The organism is Streptomyces sp. NPDC059866 (assembly GCF_042731325.1).
Classification (GTDB): Bacteria; Actinomycetota; Actinomycetes; order Streptomycetales; family Streptomycetaceae; genus Streptomyces; species Streptomyces flavusporus.
In genome coordinates this window covers 239066-255039 of record NZ_JBHWJT010000004.1, presented here as the reverse complement: position 1 = coordinate 255039, position 15974 = coordinate 239066, and the positions used below count along the sequence as shown (strand labels likewise).

Below are 15974 nucleotides of genomic sequence, written 5' to 3'. Positions count from 1 at the left end.
ACCCCATCAGGAGCCCCGACTTCTTCAGGGGCAAGTAGCTAGCGGTCGCCGGACTCGATTTTCTTCAGCCAGTCGACGCCGCGCCCGCAGAGTTGTGCAAGTACGGCCCGCGACATGCCCCGGGATTCCCGCAGTACACGGATGCGTTCGCCGACGCCGAGGTCTGCTGACAGGTCCACGCGTGCCCCCTCGGGTGCCGGTGCCGGTGCCGTTGCGGCCAGGCTACGGCGGCCGTCAATGCCCCGGGCATGACGCAGCATGGTGTCCACGAGCGTAGATGACCAAGGCGCTTGGCGTGTAAGCGATGCGCATCGGGCCGGCATGAAAAAAGACCAGCGTTTCCGCTGGTCAATGGGCGTTTGCGCCCCCGGCAGGACTCGAACCTGCGGCCAAGCGCTTAGAAGGCGCCTGCTCTATCCACTGAGCTACGGGGGCCGGGTGTGGTGGCCTCTGTCGTGGTGCCCGGGTGTGGGCTGATCCGTGACGTTGCCGGGGACAAGGATAGAGCTCCTGGATCCCTGCCCCTGTTGCTTCGCCTCCGTGGCTCGATGTGGAGGTTCGGTGAAGCGGACCTGATAATCGCAGGCGGGTGCGAATCGTGCATCGCTTTTCGCGCCACACGCGCCGGGTGTTGTGCACTCGTTATGCCTGGACTGTGCTCCTGCCCCAGTAGTCCCTTCCGTCCCTTGTGTTCCGTCGGCGCGCAGACATGCTCATATGCTTCAGATATCCCATAAAATTGGGCATTCTTCGCATGTGGTGACCTTGGACGTACGGCCTCAGCTGCTCGACGCACTTTCCGCGCTGCGCGACCGCGTCGCCGCCGCACGCTTCCCGCTGCCCCTTCCCGGGGCGCCACGTGCGCGTGCCAACCGCGACGAACTGCTCGCTCAGCTCGACGACTACCTGGTGCCCCGGTTGAGGGAGCCCCAAGCGCCGTTGCTGGCCGTCGTGGGAGGTTCCACCGGCGCCGGCAAGTCGACGCTCGTCAATTCCCTGGTGGGCCGACGGGTCAGCGAGGCGGGCGTACTGCGGCCGACGACACGGACGCCGGTGCTGGTGTGCCACCCGGAGGACCATCACTGGTTCAGCGGCATGCGTGTGCTGCCCGACCTCACGCGCGTGTGGGTGCCGCACCGGGAGTCCGACGACGATCTGCTGCTGCCGGGCGAGAACCCCGCGCGCGTGCTGCGCATCGAGACCGCCGATACCGTGCCGCCCGGCCTCGCCCTCCTCGATGCGCCCGACATCGACTCCCTGGTCGCCGACAACCGCACTCTCGCGGCCGAGCTCATCTGTGCCGCCGACATCTGGATCATGGTCACCACGGCGGCCCGGTACGCCGACGCCGTGCCGTGGCACCTGCTGCGGACCGCCAAGGAGTACGACGCCACCCTGATCACCGTGCTCGACCGGGTGCCCCACCAGGTGGTGTCCGAGGTCTCCCGGCAGTACGGTGCCCTGCTCACCAAGGCCGGGCTCGGCGACGTACCGCGGTTCACCGTGCCCGAGCTGCCTGAGTCGGCCTGGGGCAGCGGGCTGCTGCCGACCACCGCCGTGGCGCCGCTGCGCACCTGGCTCGTGCACCAGGCCCAGGACCCCGCGGCCCGGCAGCACGCCATGGCCCGTACGGCGTACGGCCTCATCGCCTCGCTCAGGTCCCGGATGCCCGAGCTGGCCAGTGCCGCCGCCGCCCAGTACGCGGCCGCCCTGCGGCTCACCTCCGCCGTCGACTCCGCCTACGACAGTGAGCACGCGCGCGTGCGGGGGCGGTTGCAGGGGGGCGCCGTGCTCGCCGGTGACGCGTTGAAGCGCTGGCGGGCCTTCCCGCTCGACTGCACCGCCGGTGAGCTCCTGGACGCCCTTGTGGAGAGCCTGTGCGAGCTGCTGCTGTGTGCTGTCACCGCCGCCGACGAGCGCATCGACGAGGCCTGGCGGCGCGAGCCGGCGGCGGACGCCCCGGAGCTTGCGGACCGCGACGCCTCCCTGGAGACCGCCGAGCACCGGATCGGGATGGCGGTACGGCGGTGGCGGCGCGAGCTCGAGGAGCACGCCGAGGACGAGGTGCGCCACCTCGACCGCAGCGTCGCTCCGGACCCCGAGGTGGTCTCCGCGCTGGTCGCCACCGTTCTGCTGGGCGGCCACCGGTCCCGGTCCGCGGGCGAGGGGATCGCCGAGCGGATCGGTGCCCACGGTGCGCTGCGGCTGCGGGAACGGGCCGGACGGCTGCTCGGCGAGTACGTGGACCGGGTGATGCACGCCGAGCGTGAACGCCGGCTCGCCCCGCTCGACGCCCTCGAAGTCCATCCCGAACCCCAGTCCGAACTCATCGCCGCGCTGTCCGTACTGCAGAAGGAGAGGTGACCGGTGACTGCCGTCACTGACCAGGACCACACGGAGCACGCCGATCCCGACCACCAGGAGGACGCGGCCTCCGTGAACGAGCGCGCAGACGACCGTGCCCCTGTGACGGGCGATTCCGGAAACCGTTCTTCCAGGGCGGGCGTTTCCGGACACAGAGTCTCTGAGCAGGCCGTTTCCGGAATGACCAAGGGGGGCGACTCCGGAAAGAGCGTCTCCAAGGAGAGTGCTGCCGAAAGGGACGTCTCCAAGGAGAGCGATTCGGGAAAGGGGCCCTCCTTCACGGAGGGCGACGGCGACCGCGGAAAACCCCTCCTCGAAGAGGGCGAATCCGTCGAGCGGCGCTTTTGGTGGGGGCGGCGCAAGTCAGGGGAGTCCGGTGTGCAAGGGAACGGGGACCACGCGCGCGTGCAGGCCGACCATGACCCCTACCGTGACCGTGCGAGCGAAGGCCGTACGGACGCCCGTACCGGATCTCCTGCGGACTCCCCTCCCCGCTCCCTCGCGGAGCCCCGTAGCGACTCTCCGGCGGAATCCGGGGCGGACTCTCCTACGGAATCCCGTGCGGACTCTCCTACGGAGCCCCATGCGGACTCTGTCACGGCCTCCGAAGGCACCTGGGACGACGGTCTGATCGCGCGGCGGGTGAACGAGAAGACCGCCGCCGAGCAGCTCGCGGTGGCGGAGAGCAAGCCGTCGGCGCCGCAGACCGTGGCCCCGCTCGCGTACGACGGTCCGACACGGTCCCGGCTCGACGCGCTGCGCGAACTGGTGGGCCTGTCCCGTACCCGGCTCGACAACAGGACGCTGGCCGAGGCGAGCCGGGTCCTCGACGAGGCGGCGGCCCGGCGCAAGCTGTCCGGGCAGCACACCGTCGTCGCCATCGCGGGCGCGACCGGCAGCGGCAAGTCGCAGTTGTTCAACGCGTTGGCCGGGGTGGCCATTTCGGAGACGGGCGTACGGCGGCCGACGACCGCCGCGCCCATCGCGTGCAGCTGGAGCGACGGCGCGGCGAGCCTCATCGACCGGCTCGGCATCCCCGGACGCCTGCGTCGCCGCCCGCTGCAGAGCCCCGAGGCGGAGGCGCAGCTGCGCGGGCTCGTCCTGGTCGATCTGCCCGACCTCGACTCGGCGGCCGTACAGCACCGCGAGCAGGCCGAGCGGCTGCTGGCGCTCGTCGACGCGGTCATCTGGGTCGTGGATCCCGAGAAGTACGCCGACGCCGTGCTGCATGAGCGCTATCTGCGGCCCATGGCCGGGCATGCGGAGGTCATGTTCGTCGTCCTCAACCAGATCGACCGACTCCCGGGGGAGGCGGCCCACCAGGTGCTCGACGATCTGCGGCGGCTGCTGGACGAGGACGGGATCGCCCTGGGGGAGTACGGCGAACCGGGCGCGACCGTGCTCGCGCTGTCCGCGCTCACCGGTGACGGCATCGGGGAACTGCGTGAGGCGCTCGGCCAGTTCGTGGCGGAGCGCGGTGCTGCAGCCCGCCGCATCCTGGCCGACCTGGACGCCGCGGCGGTGCGGCTGTGGCCGGTGTACACCACCGGGCGACGTACGGGGCTCAGCGAGCAGGCGCGGGACGAGTTCTCCGCGCGGCTGGCCGACGCTGTGGGCGCCACCGCCGCCGGCGAGGCCGCCGAGCGGGCCTGGCTGCGCAACGCCAACCGCGCGTGCGGCACGCCCTGGCTGCGGTTGTGGCGCTGGTTCCTGGAGCGGAGCGAACCCACCACGGGTCGGCTGCCGGTGCGCACGCAGGCGGACGAGCAGGCCACGGCGCGGCAGCGCGTCGAGCAGGCGGTGCGGACGGTGTCCGACCGGGCGTCGGCGGGGCTGCCGGTGCCCTGGGCGCAGGCCGTGCGCGAGGCGGCCGTACGCGGCTCCCAGGGGCTGCCCGAGGCACTGGACGAGCTGGCCGCGCCGGCCGGGCTGCCGACGGGACGGCCGCCGACACCGGGCTGGTGGCCGGTGGCCGTACTGGCGCAGGCGTCCATGACGCTCTTGCAAGTCGTCGGGGGGCTGTGGCTGGTGGGGCAGATCGTCGGGGTCATGTCGCCGAATCTCGGGGTGCCGGTGCTGCTGATGGTGGCCGGAATCATCGGCGGCCCGCTCGTCGAGTGGAGCTGCAAGATGGCGGCCCGGGGACCGGCCCGGCGGTACGGACTGGAGGCGGAACGGCGGCTGCGGGAGGCCGCGGCCGGGTGCGGCCGGGCCCGGGTACTCGATCCGGTGGCGTCGGAGCTGCTGCGGTACCAGGAGATTCGTGACCAGTACGGGCGGGTCGTCGGGGCGAGGGCCGGGGTGAGGTAGCCGCTCGGAAGGCCGACCGCACCGGTGGGGCGTGCGGGACGGGATCCCTCGAACGAGTGGTGGAGTTGTCCACAGGCTGGGGATGATCCACAGCCCTCTGCGGGCTCGGCTCGGCGGAGGCAGTCTGGCTTCGCGGCGATCGCGACGGACGCGGTCGCCACGAGAGCGGCGGCGCGCGCAGGGATGGCGGCCGCCGCGGCAGACGCAGCCGTACGGGACGGGCCCGTACGTATGCCTGCCCGGCGCGAGCGGCCGGGCGGGGGAGGGGAGCCAGAAGATGAACGAGACGATGGTCTGCGCGGTGGGCAACGTGGCGACGCAGCCGGTCTACCGGGAGATGGCGGCGGGACCGTCGGCGCGGTTCCGGCTGGCGGTGACCGCCCGGTACTGGGACCGCGAGAAGAGCACATGGACGGACGGGCACACCAACTTCTTCACGGTGTGGGCCAATCGGCAGCTGGCCACCAACGCGGCGGCGTCCCTGTCGGTGGGCGATCCCGTCATCGTGCAGGGCAGGCTGAAGGTACGGACGGATGTGCGCGAGGGGCAGAGCTGGACCTCGGCCGACATCGACGCCGTGGCGATCGGTCACGATCTGGCGCGCGGCACCTCGGCCTTCCGGCGCGCGAACCCCAAGAACGAGACGGAGACGACCGGTTCGCCGGCACAGGCCGAGCCCACCTGGGAGACGCCCGTCGCCGACACCGCAGGCACCGAGCCCCAACAGCGGCCGGAACCCGCGGCGGTGACGTGACGTCGGCTCCGGTCCGGTTCCGCCCCGGAGTCGTACGAGAGTGACCGAACTGCGGCTTATCGGCGAATGCGTGCCCGGACGGTCACGGTGGATTTGTCGATAAGCCCTGTTCGTGGGCCTCCTGGCGATAACGATTCCGAGTCGGATTGTCGGCCCGGCGGGATCACCGGGAAAGGTGGTGCGCCCGCATCCCTAGGATGCCGGGCATGGCTCTCGGGGCCTGAGATTCTGCTGGTGGGACCGTACCCCCCACGTCAACGGGTCCTGCTCGAAGGGGAATTCTGTGTTTTCTTCGTTCTCCGCACTGTCCGTGTGCGGGCGACAGGCGGCCCGTCTCGCCGCCGTGACGCTGGTGTCGGGACTGACTGTCGCTGCCGGGCCGGCCATGGCGGTGCCTGCCGCGGCCGGCTCAGGGGCGGCGCAGACCCACGGCGGGGCGGCGGCCACCATGGGCGGCCTGAAGACCTACGGCGCGGCGGTGGTCCACGCCGCTGAGGGCGACCTGGAGATATCCGCGGGCCTGTTCGAGATGTCCGTCGAGGGCGGCGGCACGCTGCAGACGTACTGCGTCGACCTGTACAACCCCACCCAGAAGGACGCCAAGTACCACGAGACGTCGTGGAGCGGCACCTCGCTGGGCGCCAACGACGACGCGGGCCGGATCCGCTGGATTCTGCAGAACTCCTACCCGCAGGTGAACGACCTCGCGGCGCTCGCGAAGAAGGCGGGCATCCGCGGCGGCCTCACCGAGCAGGACGCCGCGGCCGGCACCCAGGTGGCCATCTGGCGCTACTCGGACGGGGTGGACGTCGACGCCGTCGACCCGGAGGCCGAGAAGCTTGCGGACCACCTGGAGAAGAGCGCCCGGGACGCGGCGGAACCCGAGGCGTCACTGACCCTCGACCCGCCCGCGCTCTCCGGCCACCCCGGTGAGTTGCTCGGCCCGGTGACGGTGCACACCGACGCGGACAGTGTGACGGTGACCCCGCCGCCGGACGCCGCCGCCCACGGAGTGCGGATCGTCGGCAAGGACGGCAAGGACGTCACCACCGCGACGGACGGCAGCCGGCTGTTCTTCGAGGTGCCGGCGGACGCGGCGGCCGGTTCGGCCGAGCTGACCGTGCAGGCCTCGACGACCGTGCCCGTGGGCCGGGCCTTCGCCTCCGAGAGCAGAAGCCAGACGCAGATCCTGGCCGGCTCCAGCGAGTCCACCGTCTCGGCGACGGTGAGCGCGACCTGGGCGGAGAAGGGCGCGATACCCGCGCTGTCCGCGCAGGAGAACTGCGCCGAGGGCGGCGTGGACATCACGGCCGTCAACCAGGGCGACGAGGCCTTCACCTTCGAGCTGATGGGCGCCGAGCACACCATCGGCGCCGGTGAGTCGAGCACCGTGACCATCCCGCTCCAGGAGGACCAGGCCTACGACTTCACGATCACCGGACCCGGCGGCTACGAGAAGCGCTTCGCCGGAGTGCTCGACTGCCGCACCCAGGCCGACGAGGCCGACGAGGCCGGTGAGTCGACGCAGATCCTCAGCGAGCCGAGCCCGGCCACGGCAGGCGGCACCGCCTCCGACGTGAACCTCGCCGCCACCGGCAGTTCCGACGCGACGCCGGTGATCGCGGGCGCGGCCATCGGCCTGGTCGTGATCGGCGGCGCGGCCCTGGTCGTGGTCCGCAGGAAGAAGGTGTGACCCATCGAGCGCGGCGCGCCGGGGCTGCCGTACTGAGACGGCGAACCCGCAGGTCGGAAGCGCTGGGCCAGACACCGTCCCCCCAGGCCTGACCGCCAGGGGAGACGGTGTCGAAGACGAGGCGCGGCCCCTTTGACGCGTATCCGGGTCACGCCCCTGTGGGGGTCTGTCAGGTGCAGACCTTGCCGGTGGGCGGGAGCTGGCCGCGTGTCAGGTAGCGGTCGACGGCGGTGTCGATGCAGGTGCTGCCGCGGCGGTACGCGGCGTGCCCGTCGGCGTCGTAGGTGAGCAGGCGGCCGGAGGAGAGCTGGCGGGCGAGCGCCTTGGCCCAGGGGTACGGGGTGGCGGGATCGCGAGTGGTGCCGACGACCAGGATCGGAGCGGCACCTGGCGCGGTGAGGGGGTGTGCGGGCTGGGCCGGCGGGACCGGCCAGTGGGCGCACATCATGAGCAAGAGCCCCATCGACTCGCCGAACTGGGGCGAGGCGCGCAGGAACTGCGGCAGCGCCGCCTGGGCCTGCGCGGGGGTGAACCGCGGGCCGGTGGGGGAGCTCAGACAGTTGACCGCGTAGAGCGCCTCGATGGCATTGCCGGAATCGTCCTCTTCGGTGCCGAGGAGCTGCTGCAGCGCAGTGGTGTCACCGGCCAGCACTCCGCGGAGCGCGGCGCGCAGCTCCTCCCACAGGTAGTCCCTCAGCGCCGTCGTGACCGCAAGCATGAGATCTTCCCCGGTGACGGAGATGTCCTTGCCCCGCTGGATGGGGGCGCGGTCCAGGGAGCTTCGCAGCGTGTCCAGTCCGCGGCTGATCTCCTCGACGGAGTGGCCCAGCGGGCAGTCGGTGCGGGAGGCACAGTCGGCGGCGAAGGACTCCCAGGCCGTCTGGTAGCCGGCTGCGACCTGCAGGACGTGTTGGTATCCGTCGAGAGTGGGGTCGACGGCACCGTCCAGCACCAGCCGGCCCACCCGGGACGGGAAGAGATCGGCGTAGGTCGCGCCCAGGTAGGTGCCGTAGGAGATGCCGACGTAGTGCAGCCGGTCATCGCCCAGGAGCGCACGAAGCACGTCCATGTCCCGGGCCGCATCCAGGGTGCCGACATGGGGCAGCAGCCGCCCGGCGTCCCGTGCGCACGTGGTGGCAACCTGCTTGAACGCCTCGTCATAGGCGCCGATCTCCGCCGGGTCGGCCGAGAGGTTCGGGAGGAACCCCATGGAGGTCGCGGGTATGTCGGTCTCGCAGTCCACCGGGGTGCTCTCCCCCACGCCGCGCGGGTCCACCGCGACCAGGTCGTAGGAGGCGCGCACGGCCGGGGAGAAGCCGTCGGCGGTGCCCGCCAGGAAGTCGACCGCGGATACGCCGGGGCCGCCGGGGTTGACCAGCAGCGAGCCGATCCGTGCGCCGTTCCCGGTGGCCTTCTTCCGGGTGGCCTTCAGGAGGATGTCGCCTGCGTCCGGATGGGCGTAGTCCAGCGGCACCTTCACGGTGGTGCACTGGAACGGAGGGGAGTCGGGGCAGGGCACCCAGTGGAGCTCTTGCTGGTAGTAGCGCCGCAGTTCCGGTGAGACGGCCGCGTCGGTGGCGGTGCCGTCCGCCCCGGCCCTCTGCATCGCGGCGGGGGCTGCTGCGGGTGGGACATGCAGTGCGGTCAGCAGCACCCCACAGGCACCCAGCATCACCACCCTGCCGCGCAGCCTCCGCCTGGGTATTCGATCCGTGTCTCGGACAGCGATCATCGCCACGCCTTCCTTGTGCGCCCGTGCGATGCAAGGGCCTGTCGGATGCGGCTTCACAACGGGCCCCGGACACCCGCGCCCGGATCGGTCCCCCGGCGCCTCCCGTCTGCCGAGCCGTGGTCCGGGTCCTGTCCCGGAGCGGCTCTGCACCGTGCACTCCGTTGTGTGATCAGTCCATCACGTACGGTGCTCACGGGGTTGTTCGAGTAGGCCGAATGCGTGAACCGCGGCGAGCGGTACGGCCGGGTCATGCCCTGCCGCCGTCCCGTGCCGACTGATGCCGACGCCCCTTTCGCCACCCCGGAACCCGGTTCGAATCCTGCCGAGTCATGGCGATCGTCAGCCCACAGGCCGCGCCGGGCCGTCTCTGGGCCGTGCGAGGGCGTCCGAGGCCGGTCGATGACGACCGGCAGTGACAGATGAGCCTGGGGTCCTCGGAACGAAATCCCAGGTCAGGTCCCCTTGGCCATACGCGTTTCCCCCCAGGGCTGGCCGTCAGGCAAGATGGGGTGTATCTGCCCACTGCCAGTTTCAAGCTGCCGGACGGTTTCTCTTGGCTGAGTTCATTTACACCATGCGCAAGGCGCGCAAGGCGCACGGCGACAAGGTGATCCTCGACGACGTCACCCTGAACTTCCTTCCGGGTGCCAAGATCGGCGTCGTCGGCCCGAACGGTGCCGGTAAGTCGACCGTGCTGAAGATCATGGCGGGGCTGGAGCAGCCCTCCAACGGTGACGCGTTCCTGACGCCCGGCTACAGCGTCGGCATCCTGCTCCAGGAGCCCCCGCTGAACGAGGAGAAGACCGTCCTGGAGAACGTCCAGGAGGGTGTCGCCGAGGTCAAGGGCAAGCTCGACCGGTTCAACGAGATCGCCGAACTGATGGCGACCGACTACTCGGACGCGCTCCTCGAGGAGATGGGCAAGCTCCAGGAGGAGCTCGACCACGCCGAGGCCTGGGATCTCGACGCCCAGCTCGAGCAGGCGATGGACGCGCTGGGCTGCCCGCCCGGCGACTGGCCCGTCACCAACCTCTCCGGTGGTGAGAAGCGCCGTGTCGCGCTGTGCAAGCTGCTGCTGGAGCAGCCCGACCTGCTGCTCCTCGACGAGCCCACCAACCATCTCGACGCCGAGTCCGTGAACTGGCTGGAGCAGCACCTCGCCAAGTACCCGGGCACCGTCGTGGCCGTCACCCACGACCGGTACTTCCTCGACAATGTCGCCGGGTGGATCTGCGAGGTCGACCGTGGCCGTCTGCACGGCTACGAGGGCAACTACTCCAAGTACCTGGAGACCAAGGCCGCCCGCCTCAAGGTCGAGGGCCAGAAGGACGCCAAGCGGCAGAAGCGTCTGAAGGAAGAGCTCGAGTGGGTGCGGTCCAACGCCAAGGGGCGGCAGGCCAAGTCCAAGGCGCGTCTGGCCCGTTACGAGGAGATGGCCGCCGAGGCCGACAAGATGCGGAAGCTGGACTTCGAGGAGATCCAGATCCCGCCGGGGCCGCGGCTCGGCAACGTGGTCGTCGAGATCAACAACCTCAGCAAGGCTTTCGGCGAGAAGGTCCTGATCGACGACCTCTCGTTCACGCTGCCGCGTAACGGGATCGTGGGTGTCATCGGTCCGAACGGTGCCGGCAAGACGACCCTGTTCAAGATGATCCAGGGTCTGGAAGAGCCCGACGCCGGTTCGATCAAGGTCGGCGACACCGTCAAGATCTCCTACGTCGACCAGAGCCGCGAGCACATCGACCCGAAGAAGACGCTGTGGGCCGTTGTCTCGGACGAGCTGGACTACATCAACGTCGGGCAGGTGGAGATGCCCTCGCGGGCGTACGTCTCCGCCTTCGGCTTCAAGGGGCCGGACCAGCAGAAGCCGGCCGGCGTCCTGTCCGGCGGTGAGCGCAACCGGCTGAACCTCGCGCTCACCCTCAAGCAGGGCGGCAACCTGCTGCTCCTCGACGAGCCGACCAACGACCTCGACGTCGAGACGCTGTCGTCGCTGGAGAACGCGCTGCTGGAGTTCCCGGGCTGCGCCGTGGTCGTCTCCCACGACCGGTGGTTCCTCGACCGCGTGGCCACGCACATCCTCGCCTACGAGGGTGACTCCAAGTGGTTCTGGTTCGAGGGCAACTTCGAGTCGTACGAGAAGAACAAGATCGAGCGCCTCGGTGCGGACGCGGCGCGTCCGCACCGCGCCACCTACAAGAAGCTGACCCGGGGCTGATCTTGCGGCACATCTACCACTGCCCGTTGCGCTGGGCGGACATGGACGCGTACGGCCACGTCAACAACGTGGTCTTCCTCCGCTACCTGGAGGAAGCCCGTATCGACTTCCTGTTCCGCCCGGACAAGGAGTTCAAGCAGGGGTCCGTGGTGGCGCGCCATGAGATCGACTACAAGCGGCAGCTCGTCCACCGGCACGCGCCCGTGGACATCGAGCTGTGGGTCACGGAGATCAGGGCGGCGTCCTTCACCCTCTCCTACGAGGTCAAGGACGGCGACCAGGTCTACGTCCGGGCCTCGACGGTGATCGTGCCGTTCGACTTCGAGGCGCAGCGGCCGCGCCGGATCACCGCGGAGGAGCGGGAGTTCCTCGAGGAGTACATGGACGACGTGGACGCGGACGAGGGGGAGGCCGTCGCCGCATGACGGTGCTCCACCTCGCCGACGAGGGGGAGGCGGCGGACCTCGCGGCCTTCCTCTCCCGGCTGCTCCACTACGACCGTGGAGCAGCGGTGCGTCTGCAGGCGGCGGGCACCGCACTCGCCGTCTTCGGACGGCCGCCGTCCTTCGAGGTGCTGGCGATCCGGGCGGTGCGGCTGGCCAAGCCGTACGAGAACGGGCTGGACGTCACGCTGGACGTGACCGTGTCCGCCGGTGAACTGCTGGAGTCCGTGGACGAGGCGGCGGCCACGGCTGCCGTCCCGGCCGCGGTGACCGGGCCGCCATGGGCCGGCGTCATGCCGCCGCGCGGTGGCTGGCGGCCGGAGCCGGGGCTGCCGGACGCGGATGCGCTGCGGGCGACGGTCGCTGCCGCGGTGGCCGAATTCCGCTTCCGTACACAGGAGTTGGCGCCCGAGGGACGTACGCGGGCCGAACTCGACCGGATCGGGCGGGAGATCTGGTCCCGGACGGTCGGGGGGACGGCGCTTCCGGTACGGGCCGTGCACGCGGCGCAGTCCCTGGGGTTCCTTCGGCCGGTCACGCGCGCGGAGGACCTGGGCCTGTTCGCGTCGGGCGCCTGGCTGCGGCTGCGGACCCCGTACGGCTCGATCGCCGTCCGACGGGCAGGACTCGGGGCTCTGGGCGTCAGCGTGCGCTGACCCGGTCGCCCGCCCCGTCAGTCGCGTTCGCTGTTGTCCGGCCAGACGCCGATGTGGTCCGGCTCCAGTTCCAGGGCGACGCGGTCGCGCATGCCCAGGGTGCGGGTGTACTCGGCGGGGAGTTGCAGACGGCCCGCGCGGTCGAGCATGGCGTACTCGCGGGCCACCACCGTCTCGTGGCCGGTCGTCGCGTCGCGTTCGCTGCGGCGCAGGACCTCGGTGGAGGTGCGGCCGTCGCGGATGGCGACCGTGCGGCGGACCTCGTCGGCGACCGCCTGGTCATGGGTGACGATGACGATGGTGGTGCCCAGGTGTTCGTTCGCCGTGCGGAAGGCGGCGAAGACCTGCTCCGCGGTGTGGGAGTCGAGTTCGCCGGTGGGTTCGTCGGCGAGCAGGACCGCGGGGTTGTTGGCGAGGGCCACCGCGATGGCGACGCGTTGCTGCTGGCCGCCGGACATCTGGTGCGGGCGGCGGTCGCGACAGTCGGCGACCTCCAGCAACTCCAGGAGCTCCAGGACGCGTTCGGACTGGGCGCGGCGGCGGGCCCGGCGGGAGCCCGCGAGCTGCATGGGCAGGGCGACGTTCTGGGTGGCGGTGAGGTAGGGCAGGAGATTGCGGGAGGTCTGCTGCCAGACGAAGCCGACGACCTCGCGACGGTAGGCGAGGCGGTCCCCGGCAGTCATCGACAGCAGGTCGCGGCCGGCGACCCGGGCGGCGCCGGCGGTGGGGGTGTCCAGACCGGCGAGGATGTTCATCAGCGTCGACTTGCCGCTGCCGGAGGCGCCCACCAGGGCCATGAGTTCGCCCTCGCGGACGAGGAGGTCGAGGCCCTGGAGTGCCTGGACCTCCACGCCGTCCGTGCTGAAGATGCGGACCAGACGGTCGCAGGTGATCAGGGCGTCGTGGCCGTAGGCGGGGCGCTCGCGGTGGGCGGTCGCACGGTGGGCCAGGTCGGCGAGGGTGGGGTTCGTCGTCATCGCAGGGCTCCTTCGCCGAAGGTCGAGTGCGCCGGATTCGAGTGCGCCGGATGCGAGGGCGCCGGATTCGAGGGCGCGGAGTCGAGTGGCTGCTCATGGCTCATCGGGAGTCGCCCGCCCTCAGTTCTCTCACCGACCCCCGCCGTCCCGTCCACCACGCCTGCCCCACCGCCACGCCCACGCTCAGCAGCAGGACCGCCGCCGCCGGTAGGGCCAGCGACAGCGGGTCCGTGCTCAGCTGCGCCGGGCCCACCTCGGGCTGGGACGAGGGCAGGGCGATGGCCGTGAGGTCGATGCCGGGGGAGAGGAGGCGGATGGTGGTCCAGGCGGCGAGGGTACCGCCGAGGGCGGCCAGGGCGGAGTGGGGGAGCGACTCCAGGACGAGGAGCCGGCGGCCCTGGGCGCGGGTGAGGCCCATGGTGCGCAGACGGGCGAGGAGGGCGGTGCGTTCGGGGGCGGCGCGCAGGAGGGACAGGAGCAGGGCCAGGACGGCGTACCCGGCACCGGCCGCCACCGCCGCCGTGTAGAGGCGTTCGGCGCCGGACTGCAGCGGCGAGTCGACGAACCGTCCCCGCTCCTCGGCCCGCAGCTGTACGTGCGCCGAGTCGCCCGCCGCCCGACGCAGCGCGCCCCCGTCCAGGTGCTCGCCGGTCACCAGCAGCGCGGTCGGCCGGGCGGCCTCCGCGCCCAGCCCGGCGCGGTCCACGATCAGGAACTCGGTGCCGGTCACGGCCGGGGTGCGGTCCCGGACGAGGTCGATCCGGACGGTGACCGTGCTGCCGTCCGCCAGGCGGACCGGGAAGGGCCGGGTGCCGTAGGTCTCGGCGACGGCGGGGGAGGCAAGGGCGGGCAGGGGCGCCCGCGTGTGACCCGAGCGCCTCAACTCGCCCTCGTCGAAGGCTCCGAGGGACGTCCGCCGGGCCAGCGCCGCGTAGTCGTCGGGGTCGACGCCCGCCAGCGGTACCGACTGCGGGTCGCCGTGCGGTTTCGCCTGGTACGCGATGCTCGTCTCGGCCAGTCCGCGCACGCCGGGCGCCCGGCGGATCCGGTCGGGCAGGGCGGACGGCAGGGGGGCGGTCGCCTCGATACGGACGTCGGCGCCGATGGCGAGGACCGCCGCGCGGTCGCGGGTCTCCTGGACACCCGCAAGCACCGAGCCGCCGAAGGCGGCCGTGGTGAGGGCGGTGGACAGGGCCAGCAGCGGCAGCACCGCGGAGACGGACGTACGGGCCGCGCGGGCCAGCGACAGCGGGCCCACCGCGCCGCGCAGCCGGGCGGCCGGGCGGGCGAGGCCGCGCAGGGGGAGCGGGTAGAGCCGGATCAGGACCAGGGCCGCGATCATCGCCACCAACACCGGTGCCGCCGACGCCAGTTGATCGCCCGTCGTGCCCCGTCTGCGCAGCGTCTCGACCGCGCCGGCCGCCAGCACGACCAGCGTGAGTTCCGCGACCGTACGGCGCCGGGAAGGACGTACGGACGCCACGTCCTCGCGGTCGCCGTGGACGTGGATGGTCCGGTGCGTGAGCGCGGCGCGCAGGGGGAGCGCCAGGCAGGCCACCGCCGTGACCGCGAGGGCGGCGACGAGCGCGGGTGTGCGGCGGCCCTCGGGGACCGCGAGCAGCGCGGCGACGAGGCCGAGGGCGGCCGCGGGCACGGCCACGACCGCGGTCTCGCCGAGCAGGCGGGCCGCAAGGCCGGGCAGCCAGGCGCCGCGGGCGCGCAGCAGGGCGAGTTCGCTGCGGCGGCGGTCGGCGGCCAGACCGCCCGCCATCACCAGGACGACGAGGGCCACCGTTCCGGTACCGAACGCGGCCACGGCGACCAGCGGGCCGATGCCGGCGCGCTGCTCGTCGTAGGAGGTGAGCACGTCGTCGAGGTCGGTCGCCGCCTCCGCGCGCGGGTCGGTGGCCGTGCGGACCTCGCGCAGTCCCGGCCCCGATTCGAGCGCGGCGACCGCGGACTTCAGGGCCCCCAGGTCGTGGCCGTGCAGGGCGTCGACGTCGGGGGCCACCTGCCAGTAGCGCCCGGGGGCTCCGGCGGTGCCCAGCAGGGCGGGGGCCGCTTCGGGGGCGAGCAGCAGGGCGCCGAGCCAGTACCGGCTGCCGCTCGGGTCGTTCGGCACGCGGACCAGGGCGGGGGTGCGCAGCAGCGGCTGGGTCGACCAGTACGCGCCGGCCGGGTCGCGGGGGGTGACGATGCCGGTGACGCGCACGGCGAGCGGGGCGCGTTCCACGCCGGGTACGTGGATGACCCGACCGACCCTGATGTGCAGGCTCCTGGCGGTCTCGGCGGTGACCGCGGCCTCCACCTCCGCGGTCGCGGCGGTCACCGGCGGGGAGGACACGCGCGGCAGCCGGCCCTCGGTCAGCCGGGAGTGGCCGGCGAGCCCATGCTGGGCGGCGAGCGACACCTGCGCGGGCAGTCCGCTCGGCCGGGCCAGCCAGCGTTCGGGAACCTCCTGATTGACGGTGGTGCGCACGCCGTACGTCGACTGGTCGGGGTCGGCGACCAGTGGTGGACGGGCGGCTCGCAGGACGTGGGTGTACTGCTCGGCCAGGATGTCCGGGCGCAGTGCCTGCTCCCGCCGGCTCTGCTCCAGGCCGGGGTCGGGCTGTGGGGCGTACAGCTGGACGGTGGTGCGGTCGGGGAAGGCCTGCTCGACGGCCCGGCGCAGTCCGGCGTCCGCGTACCGGTCGACCGCGCGCGGGAACGCGGCGGCCAGGCAGGCGGTCATCGCCACCAGCAGTGCCAGCGCCCAGGCGGCGCCCGGGGCGGCGCGCAGCCGGGTGCGGATCCAGGGCGCGGCAGGGCGGACCGGCTTCGGCAT

11 protein-coding genes and 1 tRNA gene are annotated in these 15974 nt (G+C 72.0%); 7 read left to right on the top strand and 5 right to left on the bottom strand.

The window, feature by feature from the left end; genetic code table 11:
* Positions 1 to 38 precede the first annotated feature (38 nt).
* Positions 39 to 179 carry a multiprotein-bridging factor 1 family protein gene (locus ACFV7R_RS07610; protein WP_385261027.1) on the bottom strand — a complete coding sequence of 47 codons (141 nt, stop codon included), beginning with the start codon at positions 177 to 179 and terminating at the stop codon, positions 39 to 41.
* A 183-nt stretch (positions 180 to 362) separates the two neighbouring features.
* A tRNA-Arg gene (locus ACFV7R_RS07605) sits at positions 363 to 435 on the bottom strand.
* Between the two features lie 321 nt (positions 436 to 756).
* On the opposite strand from ACFV7R_RS07605, the gene ACFV7R_RS07600 reads away from it, so the two are divergent.
* The 4 genes from ACFV7R_RS07600 to ACFV7R_RS07585 all read left to right on the top strand — a co-directional run bounded on the left by ACFV7R_RS07600 (position 757) and on the right by ACFV7R_RS07585 (position 7121).
* Positions 757 to 2364 (top strand): dynamin family protein, encoded by a 1608-nt coding sequence (locus ACFV7R_RS07600; protein WP_385261025.1) that lies wholly within the window; start codon positions 757 to 759, stop codon positions 2362 to 2364.
* Between the two features lie 642 nt (positions 2365 to 3006).
* Complete coding sequence (locus ACFV7R_RS07595; protein ID WP_385261023.1) at positions 3007 to 4674, top strand: GTPase; 1668 nt, start codon at positions 3007 to 3009, stop codon at positions 4672 to 4674.
* Between the two features lie 277 nt (positions 4675 to 4951).
* Positions 4952 to 5428, top strand: coding sequence for a single-stranded DNA-binding protein (locus tag ACFV7R_RS07590; RefSeq protein ID WP_385261020.1), 477 nt, complete (start codon positions 4952 to 4954; stop codon positions 5426 to 5428).
* 283 nt (positions 5429 to 5711) lie between these two features.
* Positions 5712 to 7121 (top strand): TQXA domain-containing protein, encoded by a 1410-nt coding sequence (locus ACFV7R_RS07585; protein WP_385261017.1) that lies wholly within the window; start codon positions 5712 to 5714, stop codon positions 7119 to 7121.
* A 169-nt stretch (positions 7122 to 7290) separates the two neighbouring features.
* On the opposite strand, the gene ACFV7R_RS07580 is transcribed toward ACFV7R_RS07585, so the two are convergent.
* Positions 7291 to 8853: an alpha/beta hydrolase gene (locus tag ACFV7R_RS07580; protein WP_385261015.1), complete on the bottom strand. Its 1563-nt coding sequence runs from the start codon at positions 8851 to 8853 to the stop codon at positions 7291 to 7293.
* Between the two features lie 553 nt (positions 8854 to 9406).
* Between ACFV7R_RS07580 and ettA the strand changes: the two genes are divergently transcribed.
* Genes ettA through ACFV7R_RS07565 form a run of 3 tightly spaced genes read left to right on the top strand, consistent with a single transcriptional unit; the run spans position 9407 to position 12170 of the window.
* Positions 9407 to 11071, top strand: a complete 1665-nt coding sequence (gene ettA, locus ACFV7R_RS07575; protein WP_385261013.1) for an energy-dependent translational throttle protein EttA — start codon at positions 9407 to 9409, stop codon at positions 11069 to 11071.
* A gap of 2 nt (positions 11072 to 11073) precedes the next feature.
* A complete protein-coding gene (locus ACFV7R_RS07570; protein ID WP_385261010.1) occupies positions 11074 to 11496 on the top strand; it encodes an acyl-CoA thioesterase in 423 nt (140 codons plus the stop codon).
* Positions 11493 to 12170 carry a hypothetical protein gene (locus tag ACFV7R_RS07565; protein WP_385261007.1) on the top strand — a complete coding sequence of 226 codons (678 nt, stop codon included), beginning with the start codon at positions 11493 to 11495 and terminating at the stop codon, positions 12168 to 12170. Before ACFV7R_RS07570 ends, ACFV7R_RS07565 begins: the two co-directional genes overlap by 4 nt.
* Before the next feature lie 17 nt (positions 12171 to 12187).
* Here ACFV7R_RS07565 and ACFV7R_RS07560 read toward each other — a convergent pair whose 3' ends face one another.
* Both ACFV7R_RS07560 and ACFV7R_RS07555 read right to left on the bottom strand, forming a co-directional pair.
* Positions 12188 to 13147, bottom strand: coding sequence for an ABC transporter ATP-binding protein (locus ACFV7R_RS07560; RefSeq protein WP_385261004.1), 960 nt, complete (start codon positions 13145 to 13147; stop codon positions 12188 to 12190).
* Positions 13148 to 13247: 100 nt separating this feature from the next.
* Positions 13248 to 15974, bottom strand: coding sequence for an FtsX-like permease family protein (locus ACFV7R_RS07555; protein WP_385261408.1), 2727 nt, complete (start codon positions 15972 to 15974; stop codon positions 13248 to 13250).